This is a genomic window from Geojedonia litorea (assembly GCF_042654525.1).
Taxonomy (GTDB): domain Bacteria; phylum Bacteroidota; class Bacteroidia; order Flavobacteriales; family Flavobacteriaceae; genus Geojedonia; species Geojedonia litorea.
Genome location: NZ_JBHSGP010000008.1, coordinates 57,491 through 72,045, shown reverse-complemented (window position 1 = coordinate 72,045; position 14,555 = coordinate 57,491). Strand labels below are relative to the sequence as shown.

Annotated in this window: 12 protein-coding genes and 1 tRNA gene; 10 read left to right on the top strand and 3 right to left on the bottom strand. The window is 34.5% G+C overall.

Annotated elements, in window-relative coordinates; all coding sequences use genetic code 11:
- Nucleotides 1-18 precede the first annotated feature (18 nt).
- Nucleotides 19-1,461: a pyridoxal phosphate-dependent decarboxylase family protein gene (locus ACFO5O_RS04860; protein ID WP_387961461.1), complete on the bottom strand. Its 1,443-nt coding sequence runs from the start codon at nt 1,459-1,461 to the stop codon at nt 19-21.
- 152 nt (nt 1,462-1,613) lie between these two features.
- Here ACFO5O_RS04860 and ACFO5O_RS04855 point away from each other — a divergent pair, with 152 nt between their 5' ends.
- From ACFO5O_RS04855 to ribB, 5 genes are all read left to right on the top strand, one after another.
- Nucleotides 1,614-1,982, top strand: a complete 369-nt coding sequence (locus ACFO5O_RS04855; protein ID WP_387961903.1) for a diacylglycerol kinase family protein — start codon at nt 1,614-1,616, stop codon at nt 1,980-1,982.
- A gap of 63 nt (nt 1,983-2,045) precedes the next feature.
- Complete coding sequence (locus ACFO5O_RS04850) at nt 2,046-4,433, top strand: FtsK/SpoIIIE family DNA translocase (RefSeq protein ID WP_387961459.1); 2,388 nt, start codon at nt 2,046-2,048, stop codon at nt 4,431-4,433.
- Nucleotides 4,434-4,447: 14 nt separating this feature from the next.
- Complete coding sequence (lolA1, locus tag ACFO5O_RS04845) at nt 4,448-5,098, top strand: outer membrane lipoprotein periplasmic chaperone LolA1 (protein WP_387961457.1); 651 nt, start codon at nt 4,448-4,450, stop codon at nt 5,096-5,098.
- A gap of 11 nt (nt 5,099-5,109) precedes the next feature.
- The gene (locus tag ACFO5O_RS04840; protein WP_387961455.1) at nt 5,110-7,092 is read left to right on the top strand and encodes an LptF/LptG family permease; all 1,983 of its coding nucleotides are present in this window, start codon (nt 5,110-5,112) and stop codon (nt 7,090-7,092) included.
- Nucleotides 7,093-7,121: 29 nt separating this feature from the next.
- Entirely contained in the window at nt 7,122-8,270 is a 1,149-nt protein-coding gene (gene ribB, locus ACFO5O_RS04835) for a 3,4-dihydroxy-2-butanone-4-phosphate synthase (RefSeq protein ID WP_387961453.1), read from the top strand.
- A 5-nt stretch (nt 8,271-8,275) separates the two neighbouring features.
- Here ribB and ACFO5O_RS04830 read toward each other — a convergent pair whose 3' ends face one another.
- Nucleotides 8,276-9,469 (bottom strand): DegT/DnrJ/EryC1/StrS family aminotransferase, encoded by a 1,194-nt coding sequence (locus ACFO5O_RS04830; protein WP_387961451.1) that lies wholly within the window; start codon nt 9,467-9,469, stop codon nt 8,276-8,278.
- Between the two features lie 16 nt (nt 9,470-9,485).
- Nucleotides 9,486-10,115 (bottom strand): NAD(P)H-dependent oxidoreductase, encoded by a 630-nt coding sequence (locus ACFO5O_RS04825; protein ID WP_387961450.1) that lies wholly within the window; start codon nt 10,113-10,115, stop codon nt 9,486-9,488.
- A 152-nt stretch (nt 10,116-10,267) separates the two neighbouring features.
- On the opposite strand from ACFO5O_RS04825, the gene ACFO5O_RS04820 reads away from it, so the two are divergent.
- From ACFO5O_RS04820 to ACFO5O_RS04800, 5 genes are all read left to right on the top strand, one after another.
- Nucleotides 10,268-10,352 (top strand) — tRNA-Ser (locus ACFO5O_RS04820).
- A gap of 113 nt (nt 10,353-10,465) precedes the next feature.
- Nucleotides 10,466-11,242 carry a DUF3108 domain-containing protein gene (locus ACFO5O_RS04815; protein WP_387961448.1) on the top strand — a complete coding sequence of 259 codons (777 nt, stop codon included), beginning with the start codon at nt 10,466-10,468 and terminating at the stop codon, nt 11,240-11,242.
- Between the two features lie 7 nt (nt 11,243-11,249).
- The gene (locus tag ACFO5O_RS04810) at nt 11,250-11,579 is read left to right on the top strand and encodes an FUSC family protein (RefSeq protein WP_387961446.1); all 330 of its coding nucleotides are present in this window, start codon (nt 11,250-11,252) and stop codon (nt 11,577-11,579) included.
- An 80-nt stretch (nt 11,580-11,659) separates the two neighbouring features.
- Nucleotides 11,660-12,691 carry a M28 family peptidase gene (locus ACFO5O_RS04805; RefSeq protein ID WP_387961445.1) on the top strand — a complete coding sequence of 344 codons (1,032 nt, stop codon included), beginning with the start codon at nt 11,660-11,662 and terminating at the stop codon, nt 12,689-12,691.
- Between the two features lie 149 nt (nt 12,692-12,840).
- Nucleotides 12,841-14,433: a M28 family peptidase gene (locus ACFO5O_RS04800; protein WP_387961443.1), complete on the top strand. Its 1,593-nt coding sequence runs from the start codon at nt 12,841-12,843 to the stop codon at nt 14,431-14,433.
- Nucleotides 14,434-14,555: the final 122 nt, after the last annotated feature.

Here is a 14,555-nt window from a genome sequence, read left to right as displayed (position 1 = left end):
CAAAAGGTTTTTTTTCTATCAAAAAACAGCCTTAACTTTAGTTAAAGCCTTATCAATCATTTTAATGGCACGGTCAATTGTTTCCAGTTTAGTTCTAAACGAGAGTACTGCAATACGAATAACAAACTTACCAGAGATTTTGGTCGAACTTAAGAAGACTTCACCGTCATTATGGATTTCTTTCATTAAATGTTCATTGAATTCATTTTCTTGATCATTCCCGGTAGAATACCAAAAATAACTGACCGTCAAATCGGGTTCAGGACCTAGCATAAATCCGAGTTTTAAAAGTTCTGCTCTAAAATATGCAGCCAACAGCAATTTCTCTCTTAAACATGCAACAAATGGTTCAATGCCATGTAGTTGTAATGGCAACCACATTCTAAAGCCTCTAAAATGCTTTGTAAGTTCTGGAGATACATCAGCCGGATTTATTGGTGAATCATCATTCAAGGTATCCTGCATATAATTAGCACGATAATGGTTGGAATGGTAAACGGCCTCCTTATCTTTAACCAAAACAGCGCCAATACCATAAGGCAAGAACAGACCTTTGTGCGGATCTACAACCAACGAATCGGCCAAAGCCATACCTTTCAATAGCGTTCTTTTTTCTTCGGTTAAAACAAAAAATCCGCCATAAGCGGCATCAATATGATACCATAAATTATATGCTTTAGCAATTTTTGCAATAGGTTCTAATGGATCAATAGCACCGGTATCTGTAGTTCCAGCAGATGCTATAACTAAAAATGGGAATAAGCCATTAGCAAGATCACTTTTGACTTTTTGTTCTAAATCGTCAGGATTTATCCTTGAAGCCTCATCTAGATCTACATGCCGAACAATAACTTCAACCAAACCAATAATACGAAGCGCCTTGTTAATACAATGATGCACTTGGTTACTTACATAAATAACACTTTTGGGGATACGTTGAGCTGTTACACTATACTTGTCTCTAGCAGCCGCAAGGGCAATTAAATTGGCAATAGAACCTCCAGAAGTAAGATTACCAATTGCAGATTCAGGAAAACCAAAAATGGATTTTAACCAATTTAACAGCTCGTTTTCCATAGCCACGGCTCCAGGAGATGCATAATACATCCCCGCATATTCATTAGTAACATCAGCAATATAATCAGCTAATGCCGATGTATAAATTCCACCGCCAGGTATATAACCCAAATGTGAACCAGAGGCTGCGTTAATGCCTTTTTGAGCAACTTCGGCAGTATAAATATCAAGTATTTCGGTTATAGATTTTTTATTACCATTCACTTGAAAAATACCTTGCGTCTCATTTGAGGAATTATATGCAGGAGCATGAGACAGGCTATTTAAAAATTGATTTGCGTAGTCATGCACTTTTGAAACATAATTGTTTCTTACAGATTCATCGGGCTCCAATGCTTTTGATTGGGCTTGTAATGCAATGATTGTTTCTTTTAATTCACTCATTGTACATTTTCTTTGTCTGCCTAAATTTATGAGAAATAAATTCAATAGCACAGCAAAAACACTTTATAAGTTAAATGAAAATTAATTTTGAATTGAAATTATCCTTAATTTTGGCTTTTAATTTTAGTTCGGCAAAAGCGAATACTAAAACAATGACGAAAAAAGAATCCTTTTTATTGAACCGTGCAAAAAGCGTAGGCTATGCATTTAAAGGTGCCTGGTATTTATTGAAAACAGAATCGAGTATTAAAGTTCAGTTCGTTATTGCGGTTTTAATTACTATTGCTGGATTTTACTTTAATATTTCTAAAACCGAATGGTTGTTTCAAATTGTATTTATTGGTCTTGTCATGAGTATTGAAGGCGTAAATACAGCTGTAGAATATATTGCCGATTATATTCATCCGGAACATGACCTAGCAATTGGTCGCATAAAGGATATTGCTGCTGGTGCCGTATTTATTGCTTCAATAGCCGCCGTTATTGGGGCTATCGTGATTTACTTTCCTAAAGTTTTTTAATACTAATTCCGTTAGGATAAACGTTAGTAATTTGTATTTTTGTTTCAATCTAACAAAGCGTTGATGGCGAAGAAGAAAACCAAAACTAAAAGCAATACTACTTCAAAATTAAAAAAGCCAAATTTTAAACTATCAAGTCAACAAAAACTAATTTTTGGCAGCTTGCTAATTATTATTGGCATCCTTTTATTTATTGCCTTTTTATCATTTTTCTTTACAGGTAAAGTAGACCAGAGCACACTAACAGAACTGTCATCTCGTGATGTCAAAGCAGAGAATTGGTTAAATAAGCTTGGTGCTTGGGTAAGTGATTTGTTTATTACCAAAGGCTTTGGAATTGCCTCGTTTATATTTGCTGGTCTAATATTTTTGACCGGTGTTTATATCACACTAGACATTAACAAATCTAAATTGCGTAAACATTGGATTTGGGGAACACTTATAGCCATATGGCTTTCCATATTTTTTGGATTTTTCGCAAATATCTATGACGTTTTAGGAGGAACTATTGGTTTTGAAATGAATAGTTTTTTTCAGGATTATATGGGTAAAATTGGTACTGCCCTCCTACTCTTGTTTGGTTTAATAACCTATTTAGCGATTCGATTTAAAGTCACTGGCCAAAGCTTTGTCAATCTATTTAGACGTGCGAAGAAAGACATCTCAAGTGATTTTAATTCTGATGAAATACTAGACGGCGACCGAAGCATTGCTTTAGATAATAATTTAACTGCTGAAGCTGAAGACATCAAATCGGCATTTGAACTTAATGTAGAACAGGCAAAACCTACAATCGAAAAACATTCCACGAGAGAACAACCTTCAGCCCCATTAAAAGTGGAAGTGACTCCAGATGAAGATGAATTAAATATTGAAGTTGAAGCCACTAAAGAAGAAATTTCAGAGACCGATAACCTTTCTAACAAACTCGTTGAAGATTTTGGTCAATTCGATCCAACTTTAGAGCTGAGTAAATATCAATTTCCGCCTTTAGACCTATTAAATAAATATGAAACCGAAGGCATTACCATTAATCAAGAAGAGTTAGAAGAAAATAAAAACAGGATTGTAGAGACTTTAGGAAATTACAATATTGGTATTTCTAACATAAAAGCGACCATTGGACCAACCGTAACACTTTATGAAATTGTTCCTAATGCTGGGATTCGGATTTCCAAAATCAAGAATCTTGAAGATGATATCGCTTTATCACTTTCGGCTTTAGGTATCCGTATTATCGCTCCAATTCCCGGGAAAGGAACCATTGGCATTGAAGTGCCAAACAAAAATGCGACCATCGTTTCCATGCGATCAGTGATTGCTGCACAACGTTTTCAGAAATCGGAAATGGAGCTGCCAATTGCATTTGGTAAAACTATTAGCAATGAAACCTTTGTGGTAGATTTGGCAAAGATGCCCCATTTATTAATGGCAGGTGCAACGGGTCAAGGTAAATCAGTAGGACTAAATGCTGTACTAACCTCTTTACTTTATAAAAAACATCCAGCCGAAGTTAAGTTTGTCCTAGTTGATCCTAAAAAAGTAGAACTTACGCTGTTCAACAAAATTGAACGTCATTATTTGGCTAAATTGCCCGATAGTGAAGATGCCATTATAACAGACAACACCAAGGTTATCAACACTTTAAATTCCTTGTGCATTGAAATGGACAACCGTTACGAAATGCTTAAAAATGCCATGTGTCGTAACATCAAGGAATACAATGAAAAGTTTAAAGCACGAAAACTAAATCCGAACGAAGGCCATCAATTTCTGCCTTATATAGTTTTGGTCGTAGATGAGTTTGCCGATTTGATCATGACTGCCGGAAAAGAGGTTGAAACACCAATTGCCCGATTGGCTCAACTTGCTAGAGCAATTGGTATTCATTTAATTATTGCAACACAGCGTCCTTCTGTTAATGTAATTACAGGAATTATTAAAGCGAATTTCCCAGCCCGAATTGCGTTTAGGGTAACATCCAAAATAGATTCAAGAACCATTTTAGATGGATCAGGCGCTGACCAACTTATTGGTCGTGGAGATATGCTCTATACCCAAGGCAATGATATAATAAGAATTCAATGTGCATTTGTAGACACACCAGAGGTCGATAAAATTACAGAGTTCATAGGAAGTCAGAAAGCTTATCCTGAAGCTTATTTGTTACCTGAATACGTTGGTGAGGAAAGTGGCACAAGTCTTGATATTGATATCTCCGATAGAGATCAATTATTTAGAGAAGCTGCTGAAGTTATTGTTACCGCGCAGCAAGGCTCTGCATCGTTATTACAACGTAAACTTAAGCTCGGTTATAACCGAGCCGGTCGTTTAATTGATCAATTAGAAGCCGCTGGAATAGTTGGAGGCTTTGAAGGCAGTAAAGCCAGACAGGTATTGATTCCTGATTTAGCGGCTTTAGACAAACATTTAGAAAACGAAGGAATTTAAAGGATTATCATATTATGAAAACCGTAAAAAAAATATTGATTTTAGGAATATTTGCTGTAGGCTTAATTAGTTTTGGCCAAAATGCCAATAAAGCAAAAGCCTTGTTGAATGAGGTATCAAAGAAAGTTAAAAGCTACGACAATATCTCGATCGAATTTAAATATGCTTTAGAGAATACTAGCGAAAACATTAATCAGGTGACACGAGGAGATGTGGTGATTGAAGGTGAAAAATATGTACTAAATATTTTGGGAGTAACTAGAATTTTTGATGGTAAAACCATGTATACCATTAACCCCGAAGATGAAGAAGTTACCATCTCTTCAGATAATACAGAAGATGAAAACACTATAACACCAAGCAAAATGCTTTCCTTTTACGAAGAAGGCTACACTTATGCCATGGATATAGTTCAAGATGTAAAAGGGCGAAAAATTCAGTATGTAAAACTTAATCCAATCGATACCAATTCAGAAATAAAACAAGTACTTTTAGGTATTGACGCTACAACAAAACATATTTATAATCTCATTGAAATTGGCAAAAACGGAACAAGAACTACCTTAACTGTTAATTCTTTTAAAACCAACGAGCCTATCTCAAAATCCTTATTTAAATTTGATAAAAGCAAATACAAGGACTACTACATTAATAAATTAGATTAGGCCACCACTAAATGAAAATACTGGATAGGTACATATTAACGACCTACTTAAAGACTTTTTTGAGCGTGTTTGTTATACTCATGCTCATTTTTATTTTACAGTCTATCTGGTTATATATTAGTGAGCTTGCAGGTAAGGATTTGGCCGTTGATGTGATTCTAAAATTTCTAATTTATGTTACTCCTACCCTAATTCCTTTAATATTACCACTAACCATATTATTGGCCTCAATTATGGTTTTTGGAAGTTTTGCTGAAAACTATGAGTTTGCCGCCATGAAATCAACCGGAATTTCATTGCAGCGCGCCATGCGAAGTTTAAGCGTTTTTATCGTTTTTTTAGGAATTGTCACCTTCATTTTTTCTAACAACGTAATTCCTTGGGCAAATTTCAATTTTTATAATTTAAGAAAAAACATTGCCAAAGTTCAACCTGCCATGGCCATTGCTGAAGGCCAATTCAATCAAATTGGTGATTACAATATTAAGGTAGAAGAGAAAAGTGGCGATCGTGGGCAGTACTTAAAAAACGTTATTATTCACCAGAAAAAACCGCAACGCCCAGGTAATTATACTGTGATAGCCTCTAAAACTGGCGAGCTTATCAGCAGTGAGAAGTCCAATATTTTACAACTGGTACTCTATGATGGAAATTATTATGACGAAATATTGTCTAAAGACCCTAGAGAAGCCGTAAAGAAACCACATGCAAAAAGTACTTTTGATGAATATGCTATTAATGTAGATTTAGAAGGCATCAATAATGTTGACTTAGAAGATAAAAGTTACGATACCCGCTTTAGCATGCTAGATATCAAAGAACTAAACTACACTATTGATAGTTTAGTTGACAGTAAATCTAAAGAATTAAAAGATTTTTCAAGTTCGCTTTACAATAGAACTTCTTTTGCCAATCTAAATGATAACATTACCCCAGAGAAAGATACTTTATTCAATGGTGACATTTTAAGTTTGTTCAATACAACCACCAAAATTCAACTTTTAAATTTAGCCAAAAACACGGCGAGTAGCACTACACAGATTATTGGATCAAAAAAAACTGTTGCTGCGGCAACCACCAAAAATTTAAATAAACATATAATATCGCTTCACGAAAAATACGTTTTAGGGCTGGCTTGTATCATTTTATTCTTTGTTGGTGCACCACTAGGGGCACTCATTAGAAAAGGAGGAATTGGATTACCTTTGGTCATTGCTATTTTATTATTTTTAACTTATCACTTCATAGGCATTTTTGCAAAAAACAGTTCGCAAGACGGATCGTTTAGTTCTGTATTAGGCACATGGCTATCAACGTTGATCATGTTACCCTTAAGTATCTTTTTAACACGTAGAGCTACAAAAGATCGTGGTTTATTTGAATTTGACACCTATTTAGATCCTATAAAGAAATTTTTGAAAATAAAAATTCAGAAAGATTCTGATTCTAATTTTAGAACAGCTGAACCCAATGCCTTTATCAATTTTGATAATGATTTACTTGTTGACATTATTAAAAATTATAGACACCATAATTATGCTGCAAGTGTAAAATCTGTAGCCTATAGCACATTGCTTGATCGTGGTATTTCAATTGAAGAACTAGAATTAAAAGGTCTCACTGTAGATACTAATCATGTTGATTCTACTGCAACAGTAAAAGATGGGATAGCGTATTCCAAATTTGCATTAGTATTGTATAGTATTGGGGTCATTTTATTAATATTACACTTCGTATTCAAAAACAATAAATTACCTGAATTTGCTGCAGCTTCCATAGATTTAAGCCTCATTGGTTTAGGTCTATACCTATTTTATTTTGCAGTAGTTTCGATTAAAATTTCAAAATTTTACACTAGAACGAACGTTAAGTTAAAGCGAATTCATCCTTTAATGATGGCCTTTGGTTTTCCTTTTTACATGCTTGCCCATTTTTTCATTAAAAACAAACTCAAGGAAGACTTGAGCAGAAGTTGTTCGGAAAATATAAAATAAGCCATATCTTTGCATACATTTTAATTTACATGAGCTCTACAACCTTGCCACAAGAAATCAAATTACATACAATAGAAGAAGCCATTGCCGATATAAGAAATGGCAAAGTTATAATTGTAGTTGATGATGAAAATCGAGAAAATGAAGGCGATTTTATCGCAGCCGCTGAAAAGGTAACTCCAGAAATGATAAATTTCATGGCAACCAACGGACGAGGACTTATCTGTGCACCTCTAACAGAGGATAGATGTCGTGAATTAGATCTTAATATGATGGTCCAGAATAATACGGTTTTACACCATACTCAATTTACTGTATCGGTAGATTTGATTGGTCATGGATGTACCACAGGGATTTCTGTTCATGATAGAGCTAAAACCATTAAAGCTTTGGTCGATGAAACAACAAGACCTCAAGATTTAGGTCGGCCAGGACACATTTTTCCGTTAAGAGCTAAAAATGGTGGCGTATTGCGAAGAACTGGACATACCGAAGCTGCCGTTGACCTTGCGCGATTAGCAGGCTATAAACCTGCAGGGATTTTGGTAGAGATACTAAATGAAGATGGAACTATGGCTAGATTGCCACAACTACTTAAAGTGGCAAAAAAATTCGATCTAAAAATCATATCTATTGAAGATTTAGTGCGCTACCGTATGGAGCACGATTCGTTGATTGAAAAGAAAGAAGATTTTGATATAGAAACCCGTTTTGGTAAGTTTCGTTTAAGAGCCTACAACCAAACAACCAATGATCAAATACATATCGCACTTACTAGAGGAACTTGGTTGAGTGATGAACCCGTTTTAACTAGAATCAACGCAACTTTAGTAAATAATGATATTCTGGGTACTCTGACTAACAACGCCGATGAAAAACTCGACGATATGTTTAAAGTGATTAATGATGCTGGCAAAGGTGCTATTGTCTTTATTAATCAACAGGCACAATCCATGAACCTTTTAAAGCGTTTGAACATTTTAAAAGAAAGTCAAATTGAAGGTGAAGTGGTCAAAGCTCCGCGAATAGAGATGGATCACAAAGATTTTGGAATCGGTGCACAAATTCTTCATGACCTTAACATTCACAAACTACGTTTAATATCCAATAGCGAACAAACCAAACGTGTGGGTATGATTGGTTATGGCTTGGAAATAATTGAGTATGTTAGGTATTAAAATATTTAAATTACACGCTTTATAACATCTACCATTTTATCAGCTCTCTTCTTCAATTCGTCTTCAGTCCAAGAGAGTTTTATCAAGCACGAAATATTTCGTCCTATGTAGCGGTCTGATTGTGAAAAGTCTGTTGATTCAAGATACGATAATCCTTCCTTTAATTCTTTTGAAATTGGAAATAAAGATTTCATTTCCTTTAAGTGCTCCCATTTTCTAATATAGTGCCAATTATTATCGTAATAATGGAAACAGCCATCAATTCCAGCTTCTTTAAGCGCTTTTGAAGCTCTTCTAGAAGATTCTAAATCAGGTAAGAAAAAATTCAAGAAGGCATAACTTTCTTCCCCGCCATTTGGTACAGTTCTAAATGTAACTTCAGGAATTTGCGATAATGCCGTCCGCAACACAGTATAATTATGCCTTTGAATCCCTAAAAATTCTGGCAAACGTTTCACTTGTGCCAATCCAACTGCTGCATGTAATTCAGAAATACGAAAATTGTATCCCAAAAATGGATGGGATTCTGCGCCTCTATCACTACCAACATGGTCGTGACCATGGTCACTAAAATGGTCAGAATTCATATAGTAATCCTTATTATTGGTCACCACTGCTCCACCTTCACCACAAGTTATAGTTTTTACAAAATCGAATGAAAAACAGCCTAAATCGCCTATACTACCTAGAGGCTTATTATTATAGCTTCCTCCAATAGCCTGACAAGCATCTTCAATTAACAATATATTATTTTCCTCGCATACTTTACATAAGGCATCCATATGGGCCATACTGCCACACATTTGGACGACCATGACGGCCTTGGTTTTTGAAGTAATTGCCGCTTTTACAGCCATAGGATCGAGGCCTAAAGTATCATCAATATCCACTAATACAGGAATAGCTCCTACCATCATAATGGCTTCAAAACTGGCTACAAAAGTAAATGTCGGCATAATCACTTCGTCTCCTGCTCCAATACCTGCGGCCGCTAATGCTACTGAAACAGCTGCAGTACCACTGGACACTAATTGCACATAAGAGGTTTTTAAAGTATTTTGAAGTTCAACTTCAAGTTCTTTAGACTTCCAATGTCCATTGCGCATACCATCAAAACCATAGCGCATTAGTACACCATTGTCTAATACATCATTTACATGGGTGCGTTCAGCCTGTCCAAAAAGTTCAAATCCTGGCATATTGATTATGTTTTTACTAAAGTTCTATTATACTTTCGGTAATATGTTTACGTACTTTTTTAAAGTCGGCAAACATGTCATCGTCTGCTCGATAACCTACAGGCAATAATAAAACCGATTTTAAATTTTTCTCTTTTAAATTAAATATTTCGTCATAGTCATCAGAGGAAAAGCCTTCCATTGGGCAGGAGTCAATCTCTTCAACAGCACAAACAGTCATTAGGTTTCCTAAAGCTATATAAGCCTGTTTAATAGACCATTCTTGACGCTCTTTTATGGTCATTTCTTTCATTAACTGTTTGAGATCACTTCGATAAGGTGCCAATATGTGTTCTGGCGTTTTTCTAATGGACTTTGTATTATCAAACAACATATCAATATCATCATCAGTAATGTTTTCTTGAATACAAATTATTAATAAATGTGATGCATCAACGACTTGTTTTTGATAATAAGAATGTTTTAACAAAGGCTCTCGCATTGCTTTATCAGAAATAATGACCATACTTATGGTTTGTAGTCCAAAAGAGGTCGCTGTTAAATTAAATGCCTTTTTAAGAATATTAATTTTATGGTCCGATAATATTTTTTTTGCATCAAACTTTTTAGTTGCGTAGCGCCATTTCAAATGATTAATGATGTCCATCTTAAATTCAATCTTTCCACAAAAGTAATATATGATATCATAGATGTCGCATTAGATTGATAAATAAATTCAATGCTTCTATATTTTGTTTAAAAATTTACAGCTTTTATTTGAAAGAAATAAAAAAGGGTTCTATATTTGCAACCGCTAAAGGAGAAATGGCAGAGTGGTCGAATGCGGCAGTCTTGAAAACTGTTGAGGGTCACACCTCCGGGGGTTCGAATCCCTCTTTCTCCGCAAAAAACTAAACGCTTCATTACTAAATGGAGCGTTTTTTTATTCTCTAAAAAGAATAATACCTTTGGCATAATAAATGCTAATAAATGCGTTATATCAACAAACTAAATTTTATGCTTCGATCTATTGTACTTTTTATCATTTTTTTTCCTTTCGTAGTAGGCGCTCAAAATAATGCGATTGGCTCTGGAGAAAAATTAACCTTCTCGGCTTCATATAATATGTCCGGCCTACTCACCGAAATTGCCCAAGTCACCATGGAGACAAGTGAAGTCAAAACTTCAAGTTCTACACTGCTACGACTTAAATGTTCTGCAGCAACGTATAGCAGTTTTGATAGTTATTTCAAAATAAGAGACCTATATGAAAGTTATGTGAGCCCAACAACCTTAACGCCTTATTTATACAAGCGTGATATTAATGAAGGTACTTATAATAAGTTTGAACAATATAAGTACAACCATAAATCGCAAAATGTTGAAAGCATTATGCGTAAAAAGAAGCGTTCAGGAAATATTGAAGAAAAAAAAAATGTGAAGATTGGTAAAAACACAAAAGATATTGTCTCAACTATTTATCATATTAGAAATTTAGATATTCATAAAGCAAAACCTGGCGACACACAAAATTTTACTTTTCTATTTGACAATGAAGAAAAGACCATAAAAGTTAAGCTTATTGGTAAAGAAACTATTTCAACAAGTATAGGTGAAAAAGAATGTTATAAACTGGCCATATCTTTGGACAACAGCACTATTTTAAAGGGAAGTAATGACAATTTACTATGGTTAACAGCAGATGCGAATAAAGTACCTGTTTATGCTAAATTTAAAATAGCGGTTGGTAGCGGAGAGCTTAAAATAAAGTCGGCAACTGGGTTAAAAAACTAATTTAATTATGAGAAATCTGTTTGTAGTATTAGGATTTATAGCCTCAATTTTGGCGGTGATTTTATCAGTGACACCTTTATTCAAAATCGCTTATATCCCATCTATTGCAGCATTAGTGTTTGGGCTAATTGCCTTTTATTTTGCCAAGCAAAAACAATTGCCTAAAAAGTCTATTCAGCTTGTATTTTTATTGACTATTATCGCTATTTCACTTTCTACCTATAAAAGTGTGTTTACAGTAGCTGAAGTTGGCGATACTGAAGAGATGATTCAAAAAGAATCTGAATCAGAACAAGACGCTTTAGAGATATTAGAGGAAATTGAACTAGATGAATAATTACTCTAAAATAAACAAGGTATTCCTTCGATATTAGTGTTTTTTTTATTTTATTTGGCTGAAATTTAGGGGATTATTACATGAAAGTATTCATTTTTGCATCTGCATTATCACTTGTGGGTTCATGTGCAACCATACGTTATACGGAAAAGATTCAAAACATTAAAGACAGTATAGTCTTTGAAAATGTAGAACGTATAGGTAATTATGCCAACTCAATAACTTCTGAAGAACTCAAAGATCACGTTTACATATTATCTTCGGATTCTTTCTACGGCCGTAAAACTGGAGATATTGGCTTTAACAAAGCATCAAACTATCTTAAAGACTTTTATCTAAATGAAGGCATTTTATCGCCATTAGGAGATACCTATTTTCAGCATATCCCAAAATCTTTCTTTTTTAGCGATATTGAAGGCTCACAAAATATTGTAGCCTATATTGAGGGTTCTAAATATCCTGATGAGATTCTCATTATCTCTAGTCATGCCGACCACCTTGGGATGAAGAACAATCAGGTATATCATGGCGCAGACGACAATGGTTCTGGTACTGCTGCCCTATTAGAAATGGCCCAAGCCTTTCAATTAGCAAAACAAAATGGCTACGGCCCTAAACGAAGTATTCTCTTTTTACATTTTACTGGTGAAGAAGAGGGTCTTGAAGGCTCTAGATATTATACAAAATATCCCATTTTTCCACTTGAAAATACAATCGCGAACCTAAATATGGATATGATTGGGAGAGTTGATAAATTTCACCAAGAAGACCCTAATTATGTCTATATTATTGGTGCCGACCGTTTGAGCACTGAATTGCATTACATTTCTGAGGCTGCTAACAATCTATTTACACATCTCAATTTAGACTACAAATTCAACAGTGAAAATGATGGCAATCGTTATTATTACAGATCTGACCATTACAATTTTGCCCAGCATAATATCCCAGTGATTTTTTATTTTGATGGAGAACACGAAGACTACCACCAACCTACTGATACTCCTGACAAATTGGATTACGCGCTTTTACAAAAGCGAACACAACTTATTTTTACTACAGCATGGTATTTAGCAAATTCCAACAATCGTATTTCGGTTGACAAAATTTAGTATTTAAGCTGTTAAAGTTTGTTAAAAGAGTATACAAACAATTTACAGTCTTCTATGTTTTTTGTATTATCGCGACTGCGATTAAAATAAATACTTAATTCGCACATCTAAGACTTAATAGTCATCAAATAATAAACCTTGTCTTAACAATGAAAAAAGTAATTTTTCCTATTTTTTTAGTAGCCTTAATTTTAAGCTGTAGTTCAACCCGCCAAAACTCTACCAATGATGTTGCGGTTCAAACTCCAGAAGTTGTAGGTACTAATCCCACTATTTATGGTAATACCATTACGGCCGAGGAGCTTAAAGAAATGCTCTACGTTTATGCCTCAGATGAATTTGAAGGTCGTGAAACAGGCGAGCCTGGTCAAAAAAAGGCGGTCAATTATTTAAAAGAACAATATATGAATATGGGAATAGCTTCGCCCTTGTCTGGTGATGATTATTTTCAGGAAGTCCCTTTAGAAAAGCAAAAATTGCCTGAAGTTGCAATTTCTATAAATGGTACAGAGTTCAAAAATTATGAAGATTACATTGCTATAGGTAGTGCTGCTTCAACAACTATAGACGCTTCAGAAATTGTATATGCAGGCTATGGAATTGAAGACGAAAATTACTCCAGTTACAAGAATTTAGATGTTAAAGGAAAAGTGGTGTTGATTAAATCTGGAGAACCCAAAAATGCTGATGGCACATATGTGACATCTGGAACAAAAGAAACTACAAAGTGGGTTAATGGAAGACAAGCAAGAGCATCTAAAGGAAACGTAGCCAAGGAAAAAGGTGCTAAAGCTATAATCTTGATGGATGACAACGATTCCTTTAAAAGATTAGCGTATTACTACGAAGCAGCCTCTAAATCATCAAATGCAGGTCGAATTTCTCTTAAAAGTAATGAAGCAGAGTTATATCAGTTTTTAGTAACAGAGAAATTAGGAAAAGCCCTTTACGCTAAAATCCTCGATGACGCTGCACCAAAAACAATCCAAACTTCAATAAGTATTGATGTAAAAGGAAATAGTGAAGAAGTTTCTTCAGAAAATGTAGTGGCATTTATAAAAGGAACAGATTTTCCAAATGAAATAGTGGTGATTTCGGCACATTTAGACCATGAAGGCATCAAGAATGGTGAAGTTTATAACGGTGCTGATGATGATGGTTCTGGAACTATAGCTATATTAGAAATTGCTGAAGCCTTTAAAAAAGCAGCAGATGCAGGACATGGTCCAAAACGTTCCATTTTATTTTTACACGTTACTGGGGAAGAAAAAGGACTTTTAGGCTCAAAATATTACACCGATTATGATCCTATTTTCCCGTTAGAGAATACTGTGGCTAACTTAAATATTGATATGATTGGCCGTATCGACCCTAAACGTAATGGTGACAGAAACTATATTTACCTTATTGGTTCAGATAAGTTAAGTACCGACTTACACAAATTATCTGAAACCGTTAACAAAAAATACACTAATATCACTTTAGATTACACCTACAATGATGAAAACGATCCTAATCGTTTTTATTACAGATCTGACCATTACAACTTCGCTAAAAACAACATTCCCATTATATTTTATTTTAATGGAACTCATGCCGATTATCATAAACCAAGCGACACACCAGATAAAATTGAATATGATTTATTAGAAAATAGAACACGATTAGTGTTTTATACCGCTTGGGAAGTTGCTAATAGAGCTAATAAAGTCGTGGTTGATAAGGCTCAAGAAGTGAATTAAACTTTTATTTTAGATAAACAAAAGCCTTTCAAAAATTAACATTGAAAGACTTTTTTGTTTTCTATAGTTACTAAGGCTTAAACTCTTAAATACTATAAGATCTCTTCACAAAAAAAGCCTTT